We start from the raw sequence: 23,779 nt of genomic DNA, 5'->3' as shown, positions 1-23,779 counted from the left end.
AATGAGCACGGGAAGCACAATTTTTCAGTTACGCCGTCTGGCGGCGCTTTCACTGGTGAGTTTTTGGCTGGCAGGCTGTAGTTCAGGCGACAATACACAAGCGCCAATAAGTAATATCGGCGACGGCAGCAGCATGAATGATAACGGTAATATGGCCAGCACTGGTACTGCGCCTGTTGCCAGTGGTGTGCCGACGATGCCATCGCAGGGCGGCATGTTGAGCCGAAATACGCCTGTGCCGCAGAATAAGCCGGGAATCATTAGTACCGGTAATAATACAAGTAATGAAGTTGAAACCCAGAACGGGCGAATTGTGTACAACAGAAGTTATCAGAATATTCCTAAAGGAAGCTATTCTGGACAAACGTACACCGTAAAACGCGGCGATACCCTCTTCTATATTGCCTGGATTACCGGCAATGACTTCCGCGATCTGGCGCAGCGCAACAACGTACAGCCACCGTACAGCCTAAATGTTGGGCAAACCTTGCAGGTCGACAACGGCTCCGGCCAGCCTATTACCGGGGGCAACGCGATTACCGCGGCGGATGCATCACAAAGCGGCATCGTCACCGCACCACAAATAAAACAGGCCCCTGTTGCACAGCAGCCTGTTATTACGTATTCTGATGATTCAGGTAACTCGAATGGCAGTAAATTGTTGCCTTCGAAGGGAGCAAATGTTGCAACGACAACAGCTCCAGCCGTTACCGCACCACCGACGGTGAGCAGTACAACAAACAGTTCAACGCCTGTTGGAAGCTGGCGTTGGCCGACCGAAGGTAAGATCATCGATAACTTCTCTGCCACCGAGGGTGGTAACAAAGGAATCGATATCGCAGGTTCGCGCGGACAGCCGGTTGTGGCCACTGCTTCAGGAAGGGTGGTTTATGCAGGCAACGCGCTTCGTGGTTACGGTAATTTAATCATCATCAAACATAATGATGATTACCTGAGTGCCTACGCCCACAATGATACAATGCTGGTCCGGGAACAACAGGAAGTTAAGGCTGGGCAAAAGATCGCTACCATGGGTAGCACCGGAACCAGTTCAGTTAGATTACACTTTGAAATTCGTTACAAGGGGAAATCCGTAAACCCGTTGCGTTATTTACCGCAGCGATAATCCGGCAGAGTCCTCTGGAGTCTGCCCTGGAATCACGGGTAGGAGCCACTTATGAGCCAGAATACGCTGAAAGTAAACGAGTTACATGAGAATGCGGAATTCGAAGAGAATGGAGCAGAAATTTTTGATGAGAAGGCGCTCGTCGAAAATGACTCTGGCGACAATGATGTAGCAGAAGAGGAGTTGCTGGCGCAGGGTGCGACGCAACGTGTCCTTGACGCTACTCAGCTCTATCTTGGGGAGATTGGCTATTCTCCATTGCTGACGGCCGAGGAAGAGGTACTCTTCGCTCGCCGGGCATTACGAGGTGATATTCCTTCTCGTCGCCGCATGATCGAAAGTAACTTACGACTGGTGGTGAAGATTGCACGACGTTACAGCAATCGCGGTCTGGCCCTGCTGGACCTGATTGAGGAAGGTAACCTCGGCTTGATTCGCGCCGTTGAGAAATTTGATCCAGAACGTGGATTCCGTTTCTCAACGTATGCCACTTGGTGGATTCGTCAGACCATTGAACGGGCAATCATGAACCAGACCCGGACAATTCGTTTGCCGATCCACATTGTGAAAGAATTGAACGTTTATCTGCGTACTGCGCGTGAACTTTCTCACAAGCTCGACCACGAGCCGAGTGCGGAAGAGATTGCAGAACAACTGGATAAACCGGTTGATGACGTAAGCCGTATGTTGCGTCTCAACGAACGTATTACCTCAGTTGATACTCCATTAGGGGGCGATTCTGAGAAAGCGCTGCTGGATATCCTGGCCGATGAAAAAGACAACGGCCCGGAAGATACCACGCAAGACGACGATATGAAGCAAAGTATCGTTAAATGGCTGTTCGAACTGAACGCCAAGCAGCGCGAAGTGCTGGCTCGTCGTTTCGGCCTGTTGGGCTATGAAGCGGCAACGCTTGAGGATGTTGGCCGTGAAATCGGTTTAACCCGCGAGCGTGTGCGCCAGATTCAGGTTGAAGGTTTGCGCCGTCTGCGCGAAATCCTGCAAGGTCAGGGCCTCAGCATTGAAGCACTGTTCCGCGAATAAGCTGAACACGGCACGTAAACAGAAAGCGATGGGTAACCCCCATCGCTTTTTTTTGTCTGTTATTTACGCTTAAGCCTGTCCGGCAAAATACTCCCCTGTCAGAAAACAGGGCTGACGGGCGGCATCTTTTGTCAGGCAAAGTGTCACATCGTCCGGAAAGCCTCTTTGTATCAGCTCGACTGCGGACGCGCAGTGAAACAGTGCCGCGAAGTTCTGGAGCTGATGAGCGTGCCAGGCGGCGACAGCGGTCTGCGCTTCAGGTGAAAGCGTGCGTTGTCCCAGCACGGCAATGATTCCCCCCGCTACCACATAATCCTCAATACAGGGGCGAAGGCTCCCGTCTGGCCAACGTTCGCCACAGGGGACAATCAGAATACGGCTGAAGGCGCGGCAGGCTTCGGCCGTTGCGGTCAGGTTTCTCAGGCAGCCTGTCAGCACGGGGACGCCTCGTTCCCGCGCCCTGAAGCAGGTTGCGGAGCCATTAGGGGAGGGCAGCACCAGTTTTTCATCCGGGCGAACACTGAGTAACGTTCGCGGCGACAGACTGTAGCCCTCGCCACTGAATCGCCGGTCGCTGTTAGCCGCGATGGCACCGACGGACTGCGCATACTGCGTGACAGAGTGATCTTTCCAGGGATAAGGATAGACGCGCGCCCCGTTCTCCACTGCCACGCTGACACAGGTAGAAAAGGACATCACATCAATAATCACGATGATATCCACGTCCCCGGCAAGATGATCAATGGCCGGGATCCCCCATTCCAGACGAACAGCAAACGCGTCCTGACGATACCAGTTCATAGGCTTTTCCCGCAGTGTGGTGTAACAGAGATGTGCAACCGGCGGAAGTTAGCCCTGCCTGCGCAATAATTTTTGCAGCCGTTTTTGCTGCCAGCGGCGGATCGCATCCTTGAATATAAACAGACGCAATGCTCTGACGAGCAGTAAGGCGCCCCAAATGGCGGCGACCCAGAGTGACCAGCGGTCATTGGGCGCCGTAAAGTGGTTCAGGACATACAGCAATGCGCATACCACCACAGCGCTAAACAGAGAACGGTAAAACCGGCTCTCGGCAGCGAGCTGCTGGCGGGCGTCAGAAATGTAGCTGTCCAGCGCTTCACCGTTATTCGCAGGGGCATCGGTCAGATCGGTCACGTTAATCTCAAACACGGCCGCCAGTGCGCTCAATGTTTCCAGGCTGGGCGGATCGCCGTTTTCGATGCGCTGTATGGTTCGGGTGCTGAGGCCGGCCATTTCAGCCAGTTGTTCCTGTGACCAGGCACGTGCCAGACGATATTCTCTGACGTTGTTCAGGTTACGCATAATGAGTCTCCCAAAGAGTAAACAATCGGTTTGCAGCATCGCCGGTAAGTGTCGACAGAAACACGATCGCAGCACGACAGGCACACGACAGCATTATGACACCGCTTTATCAGCCTGTAATCGCGTAAAGCGGTAGCAGAAGGATGCGCCAGCAGGGGTAAAGAAAGCGGGCGCAGAGAAACGCGTAACGGGAAGTCCGTAGCCGCCCTGCGAAAGGGCGGCAGTCATCAGACCAGTGCTTTAAGGCGGTAAATCCAGTCCAGCGCCTGGCGCGGTGTCAGCGTATCGGGATCCAGTGCTTCCAGCGCTTCTACGGCGGGAGACGTTTCTTCCACCAGCAACGGCAACTGCGAGCCGTCAACGTTTGACGTTGCGGATTGACTGGAAACCGTTTCGAGCTCTTTCAGCTTATTACGCGCGCGTTTGATCACCTCTTTTGGCACGCCAGCCAGCGCGGCCACGGCCAGCCCGTAGCTTTTACTGGCGGCACCGTCCTGCACACTGTGCATGAACGCAATCGTATCGCCATGTTCTACCGCATCCAGGTGAACGTTAACCACGCCTTCCAGTTTCTCAGGCAGGGTCGTCAGTTCAAAATAGTGCGTTGCAAACAGGGTCATCGCTTTGATTCGGTTCGCCAGATTTTCCGCACAAGCCCATGCAAGCGACAAGCCGTCATACGTGGAGGTGCCGCGGCCGATTTCATCCATCAGGACCAGGCTGTTTTCAGTCGCGTTGTGCAGAATATTGGCCGTTTCCGTCATTTCGACCATAAATGTCGAGCGGCCGGAGGCCAGATCATCTGCTGCGCCCACACGGGTGAAGATACGATCCAGTGGACCAATGACCACTTCTTCGGCGGGAACGAAACTGCCGATCCAGGCCATCAGCGCGATTAACGCAGCCTGACGCATATAGGTACTTTTACCGCCCATATTCGGGCCTGTGATGATCAACATGCGGCGTTGTGGTGCCAGCGAGAGCGGGTTGGCGATAAAAGGTTCTTTCAGGACCTGCTCCACTACCGGATGGCGGCCGGCGGTGATTTTAATCCCGGGCTTGTCGTGCAGCGTGGGACGGCAGTAGTTTAGCGTCCATGCGCGTTCCGCGAGGTTACTCAGTACATCCAGTTCGGCCAGCGCCGCCGCACTTAACTGCAACGCTTCAAGGTGCGGCAGCAGCAAATCAAACAGGCCTTCATACAGGCTTTTCTCCAGCGCCAGCGCTTTGCCCTTTGACGTCAGGACCTTGTCTTCATACTCCTTCAGCTCGGGAATGATATAGCGTTCAGCATTCTTAAGAGTCTGACGGCGGACATAGTGAATAGGGACCTGATGGCTCTGACCCCGGCTGACCTGAATGTAATAACCGTGCACGCCGTTAAAACCGACTTTCAGGCTGTCCAGACGGAGTTTTTCACGTTCGCGGATCTCCAGGCGATCCAGATAATCCGTCGCGCCATCCGCCAGGGCGCGCCACTCGTCCAGCTCAGCGTGATAACCCGGGGCGATCACCCCGCCATCTCTGATTAATACCGGTGGGGATTCGACAACGGCCTGCTCAAGCAGTGTGCGCAGGTCGCCAAAGTCACCTATCTGGGTACGCAGGGTTTTCAGGTGGGCGGACCCGGCGTTTGCCAGCAGATCGTTGAGTTCCGGCAACTGCTGAAACGCATGGCGCATGCGCGCCAGATCGCGTGGACGCGCCGTGCGTAGCGCCAGGCGGGCCAGAATACGCTCTAAATCACCGACCTGGCGCAGAACGGGCTGAAGCACGTCGCTCAGCGCCTGCAGCTCGGCGATTGATTCCTGTCGTTTCGCGATGACGCTGCTGTCACGCAACGGCATATGCAGCCAGCGTTTTAGCATCCGGCTGCCCATTGGCGTGACGGTTTTATCCAGCACCGCGGCTAAGGTGTTCTCGGTACCGCCTGCAAGGTTTTGGGTAATTTCAAGATTACGTCGGGTGGCGGCATCCATGATGATGCTGTCCTGCTGACGTTCCATGCTGATGGCGCGGATATGTGGCAGGCTGGTCCGTTGGGTATCTTTGACATACTGCAGCAGACAACCCGCCGCGCGCAGGCCGAGATGGGCCTGCTCAACACCAAAACCGTTTAAATCCCGCGTACCAAACTGCAAAGTAAGCTGCTGACGCGCGGTATCAATTTCAAATTCCCACAAGGGACGACGGCGCAGACCACGACGCTGATCGATGAGCGACATCGGCGAAAAATCTTCCGGATAAAGGAGTTCGGCAGGATTGGTTCGCTGCAGTTCGGCCGCCATGGTTTCCAGATCCATGGGCTCACTCAGACGAAACCGGCCTGAACTGATATCCAGCGTGGCGTAACCATAGCCGCGCGCACCGTGCACCACAGCGGCCAGCAGGTTATCCTGCCGCTCCTGCAAGAGTGCCTCATCACTGATCGTGCCTGGGGTAACAATGCGGACGACCTTACGTTCGACCGGCCCTTTGCTGAGCGCCGGGTCGCCAATTTGTTCACAGATGGCGACCGACTCACCGAGTTGCACCAGCCTCGCCAGATAATTTTCAACCGCATGATGCGGGACACCGGCCATAGGGATCGGTTCGCCCGCCGAGGCACCGCGCTTGGTTAAGGAAATGTCTAATAACTGAGAGGCGCGTTTCGCATCGTCGTAAAACAGCTCATAGAAATCGCCCATGCGATAAAACAGCAGGATGTCAGGATGCTCGGCCTTGAGGCGTAAATACTGCTGCATCATTGGCGTATGGGTGCTCAAGTCCATTTGCTCTGCTTTTTTCATCTCATCTTTACTCAAGGTTGACTCTTCCTTTTGCCCGTCACGGTCAAGGCGGTGGTTTAACAGAGAGACAGACAGGGATGTCTGTACTGTGCAGGAATCTTACCAGTTTACGGCTTCTGCATCATCAGGGTTGCCACGGCGAGTCATGAACTTAACAAAGCCGCAGGGTGACAGAAAGCGCGTCAGTAAAGGGAGGCCTCAGCGTTCGGGCCACTTCACAAAACGTGCCGATGCAGCGGTAAAAAAAGCGATTTTTTATACGATCACGTTTGTATGTCTTCCTGCTGAACGATTAACATTAACATCCCTGGTCTGGCTTGTTATATGGATATCCAATGCGTTCTAAGCTTGCTCTTCTTCCGCTTTTTGCCCTGCTTGCCGCCTGTAGCAGTAAGCCACACTCTTCGCAGCCGCAGCCTCCTGCGGAACTGATTGCGCCGAAAGGCGGATTTTTACTGGAACCCGCACATGCGGTTCAACCGATGTTTGGTGATTTCGCCAGTAATCCTGTTGCAGAACAATTTATTGATAAAATGGTGGCGAAGTACGGCTTTGACCGTCAGCAACTCCACGCCATCATCGGCCAGGCAAAACGACTGGATTATGTCCTGCGTCTGATGGATCGCCAGGCTCCCTCGTATACACCACCAAGTGGGCCTAACGGGGCCTGGATCCGCTATCGCGATAAGTTTATTACGCCGGATAACGTACAAAATGGCGTGGCGTTCTGGAATCAATATCAGGATGCTCTGCAGCGCGCGCAGCAGGTCTATGGCGTTCCGCCGGAAATTATCGTCGGCATTATTGGCGTCGAAACGCGCTGGGGCCGTGTTATGGGCAAAACCCGTATTCTGGATGCACTGGCTACGCTCTCCTTTGATTATCCACGCCGTTCTGCCTATTTCAGCAGCGAACTGGAAACCTTTTTGCTGATGGCGCGTGATGAAAAAGACGATCCACTCGATCTCAAAGGATCGTTTGCCGGTGCGATGGGCTATGGCCAGTTCATGCCATCGTCCTACAAAGCTTACGCTGTCGACTTCAATGGTGATGGCCATATTAATTTATGGGATCCGGTCGATGCGATAGGCAGCGTCGCGCACTATTTTCAGCAGAATGGCTGGCGTCCTGGCGAGAATGTGGCCGTGCCGGCCAGCGGCCAGGCACCGATGCTGGAGAATGGCTTTAAGACCCGTTACAGCGTCAGTACGCTGGCCGCATCAGGACTTTCTCCCCAGGGGCCGCTGGACGGCAATGATCAGGTCAGCCTGCTGCGGCTGGATTTAGGCACCAGTTATCAGTACTGGTACGGTTTACCTAACTTCTATGCCATTACGCGTTATAACAACAGCACGCATTATGCGATGGCTGTGTGGCAGTTGGGTGAAGCGGTCAGCAAGGCGCGCAAGGGCTCGCTGTTTTAATACTACCCTTATTAACTGTAAGGCTATATGATGGCGGCCCTGTATTTTGTGCCGCCGTTATTATCTGGAGTCGTTATGTCTTTACCTGCTTGTCCCGTTTGCCAGGCTGATTACACCTGGCAGGATGCTGAGAACCTAAACTGTCCGTCATGTGGTCATATCTGGACGCAAGCTGAAGGCAGCGACAGCGCTCAGGAACAGGTCGTTCGCGATGCTAACGGCAATATACTGGCAGATGGCGACAGCGTAACGGTTGTCAAGGATCTCAAGGTGAAGGGCAGCTCTTCTGTGCTGAAGATTGGCACCCGCGTAAAGAGTATCCGGCTGGTAGAAGGCGACCACAATATCGATTGTAAAATTGACGGATTCGGTCCGATGAAGCTGAAGTCTGAGTTTGTCAAAAAGAACTGATGGTATTGGGCGCCCAGCGCGCCCGATTTCATGTGTCCTCACGTCGCCCTGATGCGTTACCGGTACTCACCGGCTCTGCCAAAATCCGTTGACAGCCCCACCAGACATTATCCCTTTTGTTGCCTGAACGGGCACTTTATGCGTATTTGTACGTCTATGTTCTGTGTGTCCGGAGCGCATGAGAGGTGAAACGTTATGCAAGAATGGGATCCCACGCTGTATCGCAAGTTCGAAGCCGAAAGAACACGACCGGCTCAGGAATTACTGTCCAGAATCAGGGTTGAAGATGTCCGTTTCGTTACCGATCTGGGGTGCGGCCCCGGCAACAGTACCGAACTGCTTGTCGACGCCTGGCCACAGGCGCAGATTACGGGCCTCGACAGTTCTGCTGCCATGCTGGAGCAGGCGCGTGAACGTCTACCACAATGCGCATTTATTCAGGCTGATATCGCCACCTGGCAGGCCGCGATTCCACAGCAGGTTATCTATGCGAATGCCTCGCTACAGTGGCTGGGCGGCCATTCCTCGCTCTTACCACATCTCGTAAATCAGCTGGCACCCGGCGGTACGCTGGCCGTCCAGATGCCTGATAATCTGGATGAGCCTTCACATCAGTTAATGCGAGATGTGGCCACTTCCGGGCCGTGGCGTGACAAAATCAGCGCGCAGGCGGCCGAGCGCAAGCGATTACCTTCAACTGAACACTATTACGATGTGCTGACAACGGCCGGGTGTGCCGTTGATATCTGGCGGACCACCTATTATCACGTTATGGATAATGCCCAGGCCATCATCCACTGGTTGAAAGCCACCGGGCTGCGTCCGTTTCTTGCGCCACTTAGCGTATCTGAACAGGAACAGTTTCTGGCCGCCTATCACCAGTGCCTCATGACCGCGTATCCGGCGCGGCAGGACGGCAAGGTCTTACTGGCGTTTCCCCGGCTTTTCATGGTGGCGACACGTAATCGCTAAAATATCTGGATAGTCACACGCAATTTCTGCATTGCTTTACCCCAGGCGCTTGAAAAAGGGCAGGGCTTGCACCATGTTCAGTACTCGTTGACAGGGAGCGACAAAATGAATGATTCGCAGTTGCAGACGTTGAGTGCGCAGATTGGTGAGGCGCTGAAGCAGCGTAATGCTACGGTGACCTGCGCCGAATCCTGCACCGGCGGCTGGATCGCCAAGGTGTTTACGGACATCAGTGGAAGCTCGGCCTGGTTTGAACGGGGATTCGTGACCTACAGTAATGAAGCCAAGCAGGAATTAGTCGGCGTCAGTGCCGCCTCACTGACGCAATCTGGCGCGGTCAGTGAAGCCGTAGTGCGCGAAATGGCTGTCGGTGCCCGGCAGCAGGCGCGGGCCGATTACGCCATTTCCGTGAGCGGCATTGCTGGCCCGGAGGGGGGCAGTGAAGACAAACCCGTGGGAACGGTGTGGTTTGGCTTTGCCGGCCCCGACGATATTGTCATGGCTTTTCGCCAGCAGTTTGACGGTGACCGTGATGCGGTGCGCCGTCAGTCGGTTGCCTGGGCGCTGCAGACATTGGCCAGTAAATTTCTGAAAAATTAAACTTGATACTGTATGACTATACAGTATAATTATTCGCAACAGAAAGTGCACAGGCACCATGTGTGCGTGTTTACCCGGCATGATTAGGAGTAGAAATGGCAATTGATGAAAACAAACAGAAGGCTTTAGCTGCCGCGCTCGGCCAGATTGAGAAGCAATTTGGTAAAGGCTCCATCATGCGCTTGGGTGAAGACCGCTCAATGGATGTGGAAACCATCTCAACAGGCTCCCTGTCACTGGATATCGCATTAGGTGCGGGTGGATTGCCGATGGGCCGTATCGTCGAGATCTACGGTCCTGAAGCCTCGGGTAAAACCACGCTGACGCTGCAGGTGATTGCCGCCGCACAGCGTAAAGGTAAAACCTGTGCCTTTATCGATGCTGAACACGCACTGGATCCGGTCTACGCCAAGAAACTGGGCGTTGATATCGATAACCTGCTGTGTTCACAGCCCGATACGGGTGAACAGGCGCTGGAAATCTGTGACGCGCTGGCGCGCTCCGGTGCCGTTGACGTGATTATCGTCGACTCCGTTGCTGCCCTGACACCAAAAGCCGAAATTGAAGGCGAAATCGGTGACTCACATATGGGCCTGGCGGCGCGTATGATGAGCCAGGCGATGCGTAAGCTGGCCGGTAACCTGAAACAGTCGAATACGCTGCTGATCTTCATCAACCAGATTCGTATGAAAATTGGTGTGATGTTCGGTAACCCGGAAACCACTACCGGCGGTAACGCACTGAAGTTCTACGCGTCAGTTCGCCTTGATATCCGCCGTATTGGCGCCATCAAAGAGGGTGATAACGTCGTCGGTAGTGAAACCCGCGTTAAAGTGGTTAAGAACAAAATTGCTGCGCCCTTTAAGCAGGCTGAGTTCCAGATCATGTATGGCGAAGGGATCAACACCTTCGGTGAGCTGGTAGACCTCGGTGTGAAGCACAAGCTGATTGAAAAAGCGGGTGCCTGGTACAGCTATAAAGGCGATAAAATTGGTCAGGGTAAGGCAAACGCCAGCAACTTCCTCAAGGAAAATGCGGCTGTCGCAAACGAAATTGACCTGAAACTGCGCGACATGTTGCTCAACGGCGCTGAGCAAAACGACGCAGCGGACTTCTCCGCTGACGACGTTGAGAATGCAGCCAGCGAAGCTAACGAAGACTATTAATGCCTGAAACGGGAGCAGAGAAATCAGCTCCCGTTTGACGTTAACCTCTCACTTGCCTTTCCTCTTTCCTCCTCTGCCTCCATACTCTCTTTCCGTTTGTTAAAGGTGCGCAGTATGTCTGAACAACCTCAGCCACACGTTATCTCTTTTTCACGCCTGCTCGATCGGGCAATGCGCCTGCTGGGTCAGCGCGATCACAGTCGCGAAGAGCTCAAACAAAAACTGCAGTTATCTGCCCAGCGCAGTGCGTGGATAAAACAAAAAGAACCTGAAATTATCACTCCCGAGCTGTTGGAAAGGGTCATCAACTGGTGCAGCGAAAATGGCTGGCTGAACGATGAGCGCTTCACAGAGCGATTTATTCAGAGCCGCAGCCGTAAAGGCTTTGGCCCACAACGGATCCGGCTGGAGCTGGGGCAAAAGGGCATAAGCCGTGATGCGATTGATCTCGCCATGGAAGAGACGGAGATCGACTGGTCAGCCTGCGCAGCGGAACTGGCAGAAAAGAAATTTGGCCATCCGTTGCCGACCGAATGGAAAGAAAAAGCAAAAGTGCAACGCTATCTGCATGCAAAAGGCTTTCTGAGTGAAGATATTCAGCAGGTTTTCAGAAATTTTGACGACTAAAGGCCGATGTGATTTTACTTCCCTCCGAAGAATATTTATCTTACCCCTTTTGGTTCCTTAAGCTTGCTGCCGTGATAACGCGGTACGCCTGATAAAGAAGGACCTTTCGTTAGCGTGATTCCAGGATATATATGAGCAAGAGCACTGCTGAGATCCGTCAAGCGTTTCTCGACTTTTTCAATAGTAAGGGACATCAGGTTGTAGCAAGCAGCTCCCTGGTACCGAACAACGATCCGACGTTACTGTTTACTAACGCCGGAATGAACCAGTTTAAAGATGTGTTTCTCGGTCAGGACAAGCGTGACTATACCCGCGCCACCACGTCGCAGCGTTGCGTTCGTGCGGGCGGGAAGCATAACGACCTTGAAAACGTCGGTTACACCGCACGCCATCACACCTTTTTTGAAATGCTGGGCAACTTCAGCTTCGGCGACTATTTCAAAAAAGAAGCCATTGCCTATGCCTGGGAACTGCTGACCGGTGACCAATGGTTCAGGCTGCCGAAAGAGCGCCTTTGGGTTACTGTCTATGAAACCGATGACGAAGCGTTCGACATCTGGGCCAATGATATTGGTGTTCCGCGCGAACGTATTATCCGTATTGGCGACAACAAAGGCAGTGCTTACGCGTCAGATAACTTCTGGCAGATGGGGGACACGGGTCCTTGTGGTCCCTGCACCGAGATTTTCTACGATCATGGCGATCATATCTGGGGCGGACCGCCAGGCAGTCCTGAAGAGGACGGCGATCGTTACATCGAAATCTGGAACATCGTCTTCATGCAGTTTAACCGTCAGGCGGATGGCACCATGCTGCCATTACCTAAGCCGTCGGTAGATACCGGAATGGGGCTGGAACGCATCACGGCGGTCCTGCAACATGTGAATTCCAACTATGAAATCGATCTGTTCCAGAAGCTGATTAACGCGGTTGCTGAGGTCACTGGTGCGACCGATCTGAGCAATAAGTCGTTGCGCGTTATTGCCGATCATATCCGCTCCTGTGCATTCCTGATTGCGGATGGCGTGATCCCGTCGAACGAAAACCGCGGTTATGTTCTGCGCCGTATCATTCGTCGTGCAGTGCGTCACGGCAACATGTTGGGTGCGAAAGAGGCGTTCTTCTACAAACTGGTTGCGCCACTGATTGAGGTGATGGGGGCGGCTGGCGAAGAGCTGCAGCGCCAACAGGCTCAGGTTGAAAATGTTCTGAAGAGCGAAGAAGAGCAGTTTGCGAAAACGCTGGAGCGTGGCCTGGCCCTGCTTGATGACGAACTGGTTAAACTGAAAGGCGATACGCTGGATGGTGAAACTGTCTTCCGTTTGTACGATACCTTTGGTTTTCCTGCCGATTTAACGGCCGATGTCTGCCGTGAGCGTAATCTCAAAATTGACGAAGCCGGTTTTGAAAAAGCCATGGAACAACAGCGTCAACGGGCCCGTGAAGCCAGCGGCTTTGGCGCTGACTACAGCAATGTCATCCGCACAGATGCGGCCTCATCCTTTAAAGGCTATGACCAACTGGACCTGGCCGCGACGGTGAAAGGGCTGTTCGTCGCAGGTGAAGCGGTTGACGTCGTTTCGGCAGGGCAGGATGCGGTGGTAGTGCTGGATGAAACGCCTTTCTATGGCGAGTCGGGTGGTCAGGTTGGCGATACCGGTGTGCTGAAAGGCAATAACGTTGAATTCCAGGTTCAGGATACGCAGAAATATGGCCAGGCAATTGGGCATATTGGCAAAGTGAGCAGCGGTCAGTTGCGCATTGGCGACCGCGTGGAGGCGGTGGTTGATGAAGCACGTCGTGCACGTATCCGTCTGAATCACTCCGCAACGCACTTAATGCATGCTGCATTGCGTCAGGTGCTGGGTGAGCACGTCGCACAGAAAGGCTCTCTGGTTAACGATAAATACCTGCGTTTTGACTTCTCTCATTTTGAGGCCATGAAACCTCAGGAGATTCGTCAGGTCGAAGATATTGTGAACGCGCAAATCCGTCGCAACTTACCGGTAGAAACCGACGTGATGGATCTTGAGGCGGCGAAGGCGAAAGGCGCAATGGCGCTGTTTGGCGAGAAATATGACCAACGCGTGCGTGTACTGACCATGGGCGATTTCTCTGTTGAACTCTGTGGTGGTACGCACGCCGCACGTACGGGGGATATTGGTCTGTTCCGTATTCAGGCTGAATCGGGTAGCGCAGCCGGTATTCGCCGCATTGAAGCGGTCACGGGTGAAGCAGCACTGGCGCAGGTTTATGCCCAGAGCAGTCAGTTACAGGACATTGCTCAGTTGGTGAAAGCCAACAGCAGCAACCTGAACGACAAAGTGCGTGGGCTGGTTGATCACGTGCGGTCGCTGGAAAAAGAATTACAGCAGTTGCGCGATCAGCAGGCTGCGCAGGAAAGTGCCCAGCTTGGCAACAACGCCATTGATGTGAAAGGCGCGAAGCTGCTGGTGACAGAGCTCAGTAACACCGATCCGAAAATGTTGCGCACTATGGTTGATGATCTTAAAAATCAGCTGGGTTCGGCCATCATTGTTCTGGCCACTGTCGCTGAGGGCAAAGTGTCATTGATTGCTGGCGTAACAAAAGATCTTACCGACCGCGTAAAAGCGGGAGAGCTGATTGCTGAACTTGCCCCGAAAGTGGGCGGGAAAGGCGGTGGTCGACCTGATATGGCGCAGGCAGGTGGCAGTGATGCTACGGCACTGAAAGGTGCGCTGGCAGGTGTTGAAGGATGGGTTTCGAGCCGTCTGTGATGAAATAAAATAATTCATCGTAGCAAGCGTCAGAACTGGTGTTCCGGCGCTTTTTAATACGGTGTTAAATTTGCTAGTGACAAAGTCGGGTTGATGTAGCGTATTTCGGCTAAACTATTTATCAGCAGAATGTATTGGCGCGTTGATGTGCAATGGTGTATTTCTCATAACCTGTGTACAGCGTTAAGTGATGGATAACGCCGGGAAGCTGTATGAGCCCGACTCTTTTAATCTTTCAAGGAGCAAAGAATGCTTATTCTAACTCGTCGAGTTGGTGAAACCCTCATGATTGGCGATGAGGTGACTGTAACGGTGCTGGGCGTCAAAGGTAACCAGGTCCGTATTGGTGTTAACGCACCCAAAGAAGTGTCTGTGCATCGCGAAGAGATTTACCAGCGCATCCAGGCCGAAAAAACGCAACAAACTAACGTCTGACAGATTCTGCGTCTCGCACCTGTGCGAGACGCTCCCCTTTTTCCTCCCGCCGCTTAATTTCCTTTTTTCTGTTTATCGCCCATTTTTGTTAACTTCATCATCTTTCATTGTTGATTATTCACCCTTTTTGCCGTCATTTTGTCCCAATTGCCTGTCATTTGTGCAAACAGAAAAAACCTTCCGAAAAATTGTTTGACTTATAAGTCCGGGAAAGTAATATGTGCGCCACGCAGTGCCGATGAGCGGAAACAAAGTTCAGGAGCACAGTTCGGAAGAACGCGTAAGGTGAGGTGGCCGAGAGGCTGAAGGCGCTCCCCTGCTAAGGGAGTATACGGTCAAAAGCTGTATCGAGGGTTCGAATCCCTCCCTCACCGCCATTTCCGATGCATCCGTAGCTCAGCTGGATAGAGTACTCGGCTACGAACCGAGCGGTCGGAGGTTCGAATCCTCCCGGATGCACCATATCGTTGAATATGGACACGTTGATGCAAGGCTACGCGCCAGCAGAGAACAGTATCGGAACAGAGTTGTAAAGTGAATTAGCAATTCCTTCATGGTGAGTCGTTAGCACCCTGCGTTGTACAAGAATTTCATAATGCATCCGTAGCTCAGCTGGATAGAGTACTCGGCTACGAACCGAGCGGTCGGAGGTTCGAATCCTCCCGGATGCACCATACTTTCCAGTATGGACGTGTGTTCCTGGTCTGTAAGACATTTAATCTGTCAGTCAGAACCAGGGAGGATAACGTTGCGACAGCAACAGCCCGAAGGGTAAGGCGTGAGCCGAATCATCCTCCCGGATACACCATTCTTCGTATTATCCCCAGGTTTATTTCTGCCGTTCCATAAAAGCTTTCTAAATGCATCCGTAGCTCAGCTGGATAGAGTACTCGGCTACGAACCGAGCGGTCGGAGGTTCGAATCCTCCCGGATGCACCATACTTTTCAGTGTGGACGTGTGTTCCTGGTCTGTAAGCCAATCAGTCTGGCAGTCAGAACCAGCGTTGCGTCAGCAACGGACAGAAGGGTAAGGCGCGAGCCGAATCATCCTCCCGGATGCACCATTCTTCGTATTATCCCCCAGACTGGCTTCTGCCGTCCCATAAAGCTTTCTAAATGCATCCGTAGCTCAGCTGGATAGAGTACTCGGCTACGAACCGAGCGGTCGGAGGTTCGAATCCTCCCGGATGCACCATACTTTTCAGTACGAACATGTGTTCCTGGTCTGTAAGCCATTCAGTCTGTCAGTCAGAACCAGGGAGGATAACGTTGCGACAGCAACGGCCCGAAGGGTAAGGCGTCAGCCGAATCATCCTCCCGGATGCACCCTACTTTTCAGTACGAACATATGTTTCTGGTCTGTAAGCCATTCAGTCTGTCAGTCAGAACCAGCGTTGCGTCAGCAACGGCCCGAAGGGTAAGGCGCGAGCCGAATCATCCTCCCGGTGTATCGCGATTAATCTTCAAACGCCTTCTCTCTGCGCTCCACCTGACAGTCCACACAACCTCGCCACGCGTGCTAAACGCAAAAGCAAGGATTGGCGTCGTGTATTTCATTCAGCGCCTTCCTGGTGCAGCAGGTGCGTAACATCCAGCCTTACCGTCGCAATCCAGAACGCCAACTTAACTGTTTTAGTCATAAACATAGTATTGAATTCCTCTCGATCAGGCTGATTTTGTAAGGAATATCGTGTTTATCGCGACGTAAACTTTCTGTCCCGGATGGCAGGCACTTCGGCTTTCTTAACATAATGCTTACGTTCTGCTTTCCTGCTAAAACCATTGGAAATTCGAAGGGTTACAGGCTTTCCATCACGATCACCTTTATCTGAAAACTAAAATAGCTAATGCTTTCAAAGCATTTGCTGTTCATCCCGCCTGGCGACAACCTACGCACATTCAGCTAAAGTAGTGGCTCATTTGTTGGAGGTCCTCTGTGACAATCTACGATCAATACGACGCCCTGATTTTCGATATGGACGGGACTATTCTTGATACAGAACCGACACATCGAAAAGCGTGGCGTCAGGTGCTGACGCGTTATGGCTTAACGTTTGATGAAGCGCGCATGATGGATTTCAATGGTGCGCCATCATGGCGGCTGGCGCAGCTAATTGTCGAAACCAATAACGCCGATCACGATCCTTATCTGCTTGCCGCAGAAAAAACGGCGGCAGTAAAAGCGATGCTGCTGGAAAATGTCCAGCCGCTTCCGTTAATGGACGTCGTTAAGGCTTATCACAGACGTCGACCTCTGGCTGTTGGCACCGGTAGCCAGCACGCCATGGCAGATGCACTTCTTAATCATCTGGGTGTCAGAGATCTCTTCTCGGCGGTGGTTGGGGCGGATGACGTCGAGCATCACAAACCGGAGCCCGAGACGTTCCTGCGCTGTGCGGCATTACTGGGCGTTGAACCGGCGCGTTGTGTGGTATTTGAAGACGCAGATTTTGGCGTACAGGCAGCGAAAGCCGCAGGTATGGCCGTGGTTGATGTCCGTCTGCTGTGAGCGAGACGCTGGCATATCTGTCTTTATTGAGCAGCAGCTTTCTTAGTGCGACGCTACTTCCGGGTAGTTCAGAGGCGCTGTTGGTTGCATTGCTGATCGCGAAAAGCGCATCAGTTTACGGGTTGATTGGAGTCGCATCGTTAGGGAATACCCTGGGTGGCTTGACCAACATAATTTTGGGTCGCTTATTGCCGTTAAAACGTCAGGGGCGATGGCATGAAACAGCAATGGCATGGTTGCAGCGGCTTGGGCCGGCGGCTTTGTTATTGAGTTGGTTGCCGGTAGTGGGTGATTTGCTCTGCGTGCTTGCAGGCTGGTTGCGTTTTGCCTGGCTACCCACTGTGCTGTTTCTGGCGATTGGCAAAACTCTGCGTTACATCGTTATTGCGACCGCCACATTACAGGGCATGGAATGGTGGCATTGATTCGTACAGATTCGGGGCTAGGGTTAACACTATGCTGAACAAAAATAAATTATTCACACAGCCGGAGGTTAATGTGATCCCCGACGTATCAAAAGCGTTATCCTGGCTGGAGGCGCATCCTGATGCATTAAAAGGCATTGGTCGTGGCATCGAACGTGAAACGTTGCGCGTGCAGCCGGATGGACATCTTGCAACGACTGCGCATCCTGCGTCGCTCGGATCGGCGCTTAAGCATGACTGGATCACCACTGACTTTGCTGAGACGCTGCTGGAGTTCATTACCCCAGTCGATCACAGCATTGAGCATATGCTGGCGTTTTTGCGCGATGTCCACCGCCATGTTGCGGATGAGCTCGGTGACGAACGCATGTGGCCTTTTAGCATGCCTTGCCTGATTGAGGACGCCGATAAGATTACGCTGGCGCAGTATGGCACATCGAATATTGGTCGGATGAAAACGCTGTATCGCCAGGGGCTTAAAAACCGCTATGGTGCGCTGATGCAAACCATCTCCGGCATTCACTATAATTTCTCTCTGCCGCTGTCGTTCTGGCAGGCATGGGCAGACGTAAAAGATTACGAAAGTGGTAAAGAGACGATTTCTGCGGGCTATCTGCGCCTGATTCGTAACTATTATCGCTTTGGCTGGGTCATTCCTTATTTGTTTGGCGCATCACCTGCTATCTGCTCCAGCTTCCTGCAGGGCAAAGAAAGCGCACTGCCGTTTAAACACGATGACAAAGGCACGCTGTGGCTGCCTTACGCGACATCGTTACGTCTGAGCGACCTGGGTTACACGAACAAGTCACAAAGTGCATTGGGCATTACCTTTAATTCCCTTGAGGGTTACGTCAGCGCACTGAAAAAAGCGATTAAAACGCCTTCAGAAGACTTTGTGAAGATGGGCACCCGGGATGCTGAGGGCAACTGGTTACAGCTGAATACCAACGTATTGCAGATTGAAAATGAACTCTATGCGCCGATTCGTCCGAAACGCGTTACCCGTTCCGGAGAAGCTCCATCAGATGCGCTGTTACGGGGTGGTATTGAGTACATTGAAGTGCGTTCCATGGACATCAACCCCTTCTCACCTGTTGGTGTGGATGAGAATCAGGTCCGCTTCCTCGATCTGTTCCTGATCTGGTGCACGCTGGCAGACGCGCCTGAAATGAGCGCTGATGAATTACAATGTAGCCGGCAGAACTGGAACCGCGTGGTGCTGGAAGGACGTAAGCCTGACCTGAAGATTGCGGTAGGATGTGGTGAGGCGGAATATTCACTGCGCGAGGTGGGCAAAACCTTGTTCGCCGACCTGCGCCGCGTCGCAGAAGCGCTGGACAGTAATCAGGGCACCACTGAATATCAGCAGGTCTGCGATGAACTGGTAGCATCCTTTGACGATCCTGAGCTAACCTATTCGGCACGTATTCTGAATGCCATGAAAGAACACGGCGTAACGGGCACGGGGATTATGCTGGCGGAACAGTATCGTCAGCTGCTGGTTAATGAGCCGCTGGAAGTGTTAAAGCCAGAAGACTTTGCGCAACAGGCGCAGGCATCTGTTGCAGCGCAACAGCAGCTCGAAGCGAGTGATACGCTGGATTTTGAAACCTATCTGGCCAGCCGGGAAGGGTAGAAAAGAAAAAGGCCACATCACTGTGGCCAAATTAACATCTCTGTTGTCAGGGATGGATGATAACAAATGCGCGTCTTTCATATATTCAGACGCTGGGCGATCGGAAAAGTTTCATCGTTCATAAAAAATTTTTCAGACTAAGAGGTGACGTATGCCATTACTGGATAGTTTTACTGTAGATCATACCATCATGGCCGCGCCCGCCGTGCGTGTTGCAAAAACCATGAAGACGCCGCATGGCGATACGATTACCGTTTTCGATCTGCGTTTTTGTCGCCCCAATATCGATATTCTGACTGAACGTGGCATCCATACGCTTGAGCATCTGTTTGCAGGTTTTATGCGTAACCACCTCAACGGTGATGGCGTAGAAATTGTCGATATTTCACCTATGGGTTGCCGTACCGGCTTCTACATGAGCCTGATTGGTGCGCCAGATGAGCAACGTGTGGCACAGGCCTGGAAAGGCGCGATGGAAGATGTGCTGAAAGTGAAAGATCAGAACCAGATTCCTGAGCTGAATGAATACCAGTGTGGAAGTTACAAGCTGCATTCGCTGGATGAAGCGCAGCAAATTGCCCGTAATGTGCTGGCACAGGAGATCGGCGTTAACCACAATGACGATCTGAAACTGCCTGCTGAAAAGCTAAAAGAGCTGCACATCTAGTCTGGGCTGTTCTCACAAAAACGCCGCGCATACGCGGCGTTTTTTATTGGGTTACGGCTCGCCGTTTATGCAAAAAGCCGGAGCCAGGCCAATAAAAAGCCGCCCTAAAAGGCGGCTTTATTCTGCTCAGGAGCCTACAGACTGTTTAAGCGGCGTCTGTGGCGTAATGCGCACCTGCTTAATCATATTATCCTGCACATCCAGGATATCGACGTCGTAATGATTCACCCGGACTCGCGTATTAACGGTGGGGATCTCTTCCAGCGCCTCCAGCAGCATGCCGTTAATCGTGCGCGCTTCCTGCTCGGGTAACTGCCAGTTGAAAGCTTTGTTGATCTCACGAATATTGGCGCTGCCTTCAATGAGCACCGAGCCATCGTTTTGCGGCATGACCTCTTCGGCCAGCGACGGCGACATCGAGGTAGTGAAGTCCCCGACAATTTCTTCCAGAATATCCTCGATAGAGATTAACCCTTTAATATCGCCATATTCATCAACGACCAGACCGGTCTTTTTCTTGTTGCGCTGAAACTTCACCAACTGTGTATTAAGCGGAGTGCCTTCCGGGATGTAGTAAATTTCATCAGCGGCACGCAGCAACATCTCTTTAGTGAACTCTTTTTTCTCCGTCATCATGCGCCAGGCTTCACGCACGCGCAGCATGCCCACGCAGTCATCCAGTGAGTCGCGGAACAGTACAATACGACCGTGCGGTGAGTGGCTGAGCTGACGAATCACGGATTTCCAGTCGTCATTGATATTGATGCCGACGATTTCATTGCGTGGCACCATAATATCGTCCACGCTGACCTTTTCCAGGTCCAGTACGGACAGCAACATGTCCTGGTTGCGTCGGGACATGTGCGTACGTGATTCATAAACGATAGTGCGCAGTTCCTCTTTACTTAACGCGGAACTGATAGCCCCCTCTGCCCGAATGCCGACAAGACGCATCAGTAGACGCGTAATGGTATTCAGTAACCAGACCAGCGGCAGCATAACGTACTGCAGCGGGCCCAGCAGAAAGCTACTGGGATAGGCGACTTTTTCTGGATAAAGTGCAGCAACGGTTTTAGGGAGCACCTCGGCAAAAACCAGCACGACAAAGGTCAGAACACCCGTCGCAATCGCCACACCGGCGTCACCATACAGGCGCATTCCCACAATGGTGCCAATGGCGGACGCAAGGATATTGACCAGGTTATTCCCGATGAGCACCAGGCTGATAAGGCGATCGGGACGCTTTAACAACTTTTCAACGCGGCGGGCGGCGCGGTGACCATTTTTTGCCTGATGACGCAATTTATACCGATTGAGCGTCATCATGCCGGTCTCAGAACCCGAAAAGTAGGCTGAAACCAACACCATGATGATGAGCGTGACAATCAGGGTCGTGGTCGAAACATGTTCCACCGCAAAACTTCCTTTTGATTAAGAACTGTGAATAAGCAGATGCTGAAGCACGCGACTGCCGAAATAAGCCATCGTCAGCAGCACAGCGCCGCTGCAGTTGAACCACACCACACGGCGACCGCGCCAGCCTTCATGATAGTGGCCCCAGAGCAAAACGATGTAGACAAACCAGGCAATTATGGACAGCACGGCTTTATCCACGTTCTCGGCGCTGAACAGATCGTGCATATAGAACAGGCCCGTACACAGCACCAGCGTCAGTAACACCACGCCGACCTGGGTGATGTGGAACATCTTCCGTTCAATGGTCAGCAGCGGTGGCATATCCTGCGTGAAGGCCAGCTTTTTGTTTTTCAACTGGTAGTCAATCCATGCCAGCTGTAACGCATACAACGCCGCAATAATCAGCGTGGCATAGGCAAACAGCGACAGGCCAATGTGGATCATAATGCCTGGCGTTGTTTCAAGATGGGTAATGAATGCGTTCGGTACAAATGTGGCAAAAGCCAGGTTAATTAAGGCAAAGCTGTAGACAATCGGCAGCAGTAACCAGCCACGATTCCGTGAGGCAACAATGGTCATAATGGCACAGATCAGCAGGCTGACCAGCGAACCAATATTCAGCAGGCTGAGGTTTTGCCCGCCATCGACAGCGAAAATTCGTTGCTGCAGGGCGACGGCGTGGGTGACAAGCGCCACACAGGCCGACAACACAGCTAACCGACGCCAGCCGCTTTGACGTTTCAACAGGCTGGGGATGATGAGTGCAAGACTCAGGGAGTAGGCGAACAGCGCCACAATCGCGAAAACGGACATAGTTCCTTTCAGGCATCAGTCAGATAAAGGAAAAGGGCAGTATAGCGCCAGGCGAAGCAGGCTCCAAACGATCTGAGGTGGAATTGAAGAGATCGGCTCGGCTTCGTGTTATAATCCGCCGCATTCTGCCGATATGGCGCCTCGCGATTTTTTTTAAGTGAGAGACAATGTTTGACAATTTAACCGATCGTTTGTCGCAAACTCTGCGCAATATCAGCGGCCGCGGAAGGCTGACTGAAGACAACATCAAAGACACGCTGCGCGAAGTGCGCATGGCATTGCTGGAAGCTGACGTTGCGCTGCCGGTGGTGCGGGATTTCATTAACCGCGTAAAAGAAAGCGCGGTGGGCCATGACGTCAATAAAAGCCTGACGCCGGGGCAGGAATTTATCAAAATCGTCCGCAATGAACTGGTTGCGGCGATGGGCGCAGAAAACAACGCGCTGGATCTGGCCGCGCAGCCGCCGGCTGTCGTGCTGATGGCGGGCCTGCAGGGTGCGGGTAAAACCACCAGTGTGGGTAAGCTGGGTAAATTCCTGCGTGAAAAGCACAAGAAAAAAGTGCTGGTGGTGTCCGCGGACGTTTATCGCCCGGCGGCGATCAAACAGCTGGAAACCCTGGCACAACAGGTGGGGGTGGATTTCTGCCCGTCCGATCTGAGCCAGAAGCCTGTTGATATCGTCAACAACGCGCTGCGTGAAGCCAAACTCAAGTTTTACGATGTATTGCTGGTGGATACCGCAGGTCGTCTGCACGTAGACGAAGCGATGATGGACGAGATTAAACAGGTTCATGCCGCGATTAATCCGGTTGAAACCCTGTTTGTCGTGGATGCCATGACCGGTCAGGATGCGGCGAATACCGCGAAGGCCTTTAATGAAGCGCTGCCGCTGACAGGGGTTATCCTGACGAAAGTGGATGGTGACGCGCGCGGCGGTGCCGCGCTGTCGATTCGCCATATCACGGGCAAGCCAATCAAGTTTATGGGGATGGGCGAGAAGACCGATGCGCTGGAAGCGTTTTATCCGGACCGTATCGCCTCACGCATCCTTGGTATGGGCGACGTCCTCTCGCTTATTGAAGATATCGAGAGCAAAGTTGACCGCGCGCAAGCGGAAAAACTGGCGAAGAAGCTGAAAACCGGCGACGGTTTTGATCTCAATGATTTCCTTGAGCAACTGAAGCAGATGCGCAACATGGGCGGAATGGCGAGCCTGATGGGCAAGCTGCCGGGCATGGGGCAACTGCCTGACAACGTGAAATCGCAGATGGATGACAAAGTGCTGGTCCGCATGGAAGCCATCATCAATTCAATGACGCGCAAAGAGCGCGAAAAACCAGAAATCATCAAAGGCTCACGTAAGCGCCGTATTGCCACCGGCTCCGGTATGCAGGTGCAGGACGTTAACCGCTTATTAAAGCAGTTCGACGACATGCAGCGGATGATGAAGAAAATGAAGAAGGGCGGAATGGCGAAAATGATGCGCGGCATGAAAGGTATGATGCCGCCAGGTTTCCCCGGACGCTAAGGGGTTCCACAAAAAAACCTGGGATGGCTCAGTTTAGGTTGCTTTTTGCGCCAAAATGAGTAAAATTTTCGGGCTTTTTATACAGCACCCGGACCCCGTTCCTCGATG

20 protein-coding genes and 5 tRNA genes are annotated in these 23,779 nt (G+C 52.9%); 20 read left to right on the top strand and 5 right to left on the bottom strand.

What is annotated here, in order from left to right; all coding sequences use genetic code 11:
- Position 1 precedes the first annotated feature (1 nt).
- Complete coding sequence (nlpD, locus tag RAC65_RS15185) at positions 2–1,126, top strand: murein hydrolase activator NlpD (protein ID WP_033739535.1); 1,125 nt, start codon at positions 2–4, stop codon at positions 1,124–1,126.
- Between the two features lie 51 nt (positions 1,127–1,177).
- Positions 1,178–2,170, top strand: a complete 993-nt coding sequence (rpoS, locus tag RAC65_RS15180; RefSeq protein WP_006120728.1) for an RNA polymerase sigma factor RpoS — start codon at positions 1,178–1,180, stop codon at positions 2,168–2,170.
- Positions 2,171–2,239: 69 nt separating this feature from the next.
- Here rpoS and RAC65_RS15175 read toward each other — a convergent pair whose 3' ends face one another.
- The 3 genes from RAC65_RS15175 to mutS form a co-directional block, all read right to left on the bottom strand.
- Complete coding sequence (locus tag RAC65_RS15175; protein ID WP_058702178.1) at positions 2,240–2,971, bottom strand: 2-phosphosulfolactate phosphatase; 732 nt, start codon at positions 2,969–2,971, stop codon at positions 2,240–2,242.
- 48 nt (positions 2,972–3,019) lie between these two features.
- A complete protein-coding gene (locus RAC65_RS15170; RefSeq protein WP_033739674.1) occupies positions 3,020–3,493 on the bottom strand; it encodes a helix-turn-helix domain-containing protein in 474 nt (157 codons plus the stop codon).
- Positions 3,494–3,720: 227 nt separating this feature from the next.
- Entirely contained in the window at positions 3,721–6,282 is a 2,562-nt protein-coding gene (gene mutS, locus RAC65_RS15165; RefSeq protein ID WP_375096876.1) for a DNA mismatch repair protein MutS, read from the bottom strand.
- Between the two features lie 335 nt (positions 6,283–6,617).
- Here mutS and mltB point away from each other — a divergent pair, with 335 nt between their 5' ends.
- The 17 genes from mltB to luxS all read left to right on the top strand — a co-directional run bounded on the left by mltB (position 6,618) and on the right by luxS (position 19,913).
- Positions 6,618–7,706 carry a lytic murein transglycosylase B gene (mltB, locus tag RAC65_RS15160; protein ID WP_375096847.1) on the top strand — a complete coding sequence of 363 codons (1,089 nt, stop codon included), beginning with the start codon at positions 6,618–6,620 and terminating at the stop codon, positions 7,704–7,706.
- A 75-nt stretch (positions 7,707–7,781) separates the two neighbouring features.
- Positions 7,782–8,117 carry a zinc ribbon domain-containing protein YjdM gene (locus RAC65_RS15155; protein WP_006120723.1) on the top strand — a complete coding sequence of 112 codons (336 nt, stop codon included), beginning with the start codon at positions 7,782–7,784 and terminating at the stop codon, positions 8,115–8,117.
- 195 nt (positions 8,118–8,312) lie between these two features.
- Positions 8,313–9,089: a trans-aconitate 2-methyltransferase gene (gene tam, locus RAC65_RS15150; protein ID WP_277283073.1), complete on the top strand. Its 777-nt coding sequence runs from the start codon at positions 8,313–8,315 to the stop codon at positions 9,087–9,089.
- Positions 9,090–9,194: 105 nt separating this feature from the next.
- Complete coding sequence (pncC, locus tag RAC65_RS15145; RefSeq protein ID WP_039338334.1) at positions 9,195–9,689, top strand: nicotinamide-nucleotide amidase; 495 nt, start codon at positions 9,195–9,197, stop codon at positions 9,687–9,689.
- Between the two features lie 95 nt (positions 9,690–9,784).
- Positions 9,785–10,855: a recombinase RecA gene (gene recA / locus RAC65_RS15140; protein WP_006120721.1), complete on the top strand. Its 1,071-nt coding sequence runs from the start codon at positions 9,785–9,787 to the stop codon at positions 10,853–10,855.
- Between the two features lie 114 nt (positions 10,856–10,969).
- Positions 10,970–11,482 (top strand): regulatory protein RecX, encoded by a 513-nt coding sequence (locus tag RAC65_RS15135; RefSeq protein ID WP_080752857.1) that lies wholly within the window; start codon positions 10,970–10,972, stop codon positions 11,480–11,482.
- A gap of 131 nt (positions 11,483–11,613) precedes the next feature.
- Positions 11,614–14,241 (top strand): alanine--tRNA ligase, encoded by a 2,628-nt coding sequence (alaS, locus tag RAC65_RS15130; RefSeq protein ID WP_375093906.1) that lies wholly within the window; start codon positions 11,614–11,616, stop codon positions 14,239–14,241.
- Between the two features lie 249 nt (positions 14,242–14,490).
- Positions 14,491–14,676: a carbon storage regulator CsrA gene (csrA, locus tag RAC65_RS15125; protein WP_006120718.1), complete on the top strand. Its 186-nt coding sequence runs from the start codon at positions 14,491–14,493 to the stop codon at positions 14,674–14,676.
- A gap of 284 nt (positions 14,677–14,960) precedes the next feature.
- A tRNA-Ser gene (locus RAC65_RS15120) sits at positions 14,961–15,053 on the top strand.
- A gap of 8 nt (positions 15,054–15,061) precedes the next feature.
- Positions 15,062–15,138 (top strand) — tRNA-Arg (locus tag RAC65_RS15115).
- A 135-nt stretch (positions 15,139–15,273) separates the two neighbouring features.
- A tRNA-Arg gene (locus tag RAC65_RS15110) sits at positions 15,274–15,350 on the top strand.
- A gap of 188 nt (positions 15,351–15,538) precedes the next feature.
- Positions 15,539–15,615 (top strand) — tRNA-Arg (locus RAC65_RS15105).
- A gap of 179 nt (positions 15,616–15,794) precedes the next feature.
- A tRNA-Arg gene (locus RAC65_RS15100) sits at positions 15,795–15,871 on the top strand.
- A 747-nt stretch (positions 15,872–16,618) separates the two neighbouring features.
- Positions 16,619–17,185 (top strand): fructose-1-phosphate/6-phosphogluconate phosphatase, encoded by a 567-nt coding sequence (gene yqaB / locus RAC65_RS15095; RefSeq protein ID WP_375093945.1) that lies wholly within the window; start codon positions 16,619–16,621, stop codon positions 17,183–17,185.
- Positions 17,182–17,610 (top strand): YqaA family protein, encoded by a 429-nt coding sequence (locus RAC65_RS15090; protein WP_006120716.1) that lies wholly within the window; start codon positions 17,182–17,184, stop codon positions 17,608–17,610. The genes yqaB and RAC65_RS15090 overlap by 4 nt, the downstream gene beginning before the upstream one ends.
- 31 nt (positions 17,611–17,641) lie before the next feature.
- Positions 17,642–19,246, top strand: coding sequence for a glutamate--cysteine ligase (gene gshA / locus RAC65_RS15085; protein WP_058702176.1), 1,605 nt, complete (start codon positions 17,642–17,644; stop codon positions 19,244–19,246).
- A gap of 151 nt (positions 19,247–19,397) precedes the next feature.
- The gene (gene luxS / locus RAC65_RS15080) at positions 19,398–19,913 is read left to right on the top strand and encodes an S-ribosylhomocysteine lyase (RefSeq protein WP_006120714.1); all 516 of its coding nucleotides are present in this window, start codon (positions 19,398–19,400) and stop codon (positions 19,911–19,913) included.
- 126 nt (positions 19,914–20,039) lie between these two features.
- On the opposite strand, the gene RAC65_RS15075 is transcribed toward luxS, so the two are convergent.
- Positions 20,040–21,326, bottom strand: coding sequence for an HlyC/CorC family transporter (locus RAC65_RS15075; protein WP_033739517.1), 1,287 nt, complete (start codon positions 21,324–21,326; stop codon positions 20,040–20,042).
- An 18-nt stretch (positions 21,327–21,344) separates the two neighbouring features.
- Positions 21,345–22,142 carry an inner membrane protein YpjD gene (locus RAC65_RS15070; RefSeq protein ID WP_006120712.1) on the bottom strand — a complete coding sequence of 266 codons (798 nt, stop codon included), beginning with the start codon at positions 22,140–22,142 and terminating at the stop codon, positions 21,345–21,347.
- A gap of 167 nt (positions 22,143–22,309) precedes the next feature.
- Between RAC65_RS15070 and ffh the strand changes: the two genes are divergently transcribed.
- Complete coding sequence (gene ffh, locus RAC65_RS15065; protein WP_006120711.1) at positions 22,310–23,671, top strand: signal recognition particle protein; 1,362 nt, start codon at positions 22,310–22,312, stop codon at positions 23,669–23,671.
- Positions 23,672–23,779 lie beyond the last annotated feature (108 nt).

This window comes from Pantoea sp. BS_8, assembly GCF_041954965.1.
Taxonomy (GTDB): Bacteria; Pseudomonadota; Gammaproteobacteria; order Enterobacterales; family Enterobacteriaceae; genus Pantoea; species Pantoea stewartii.
Note: the sequence above shows the minus strand (reverse complement) of the source record. Positions and strands in the feature narration are given on the sequence as shown.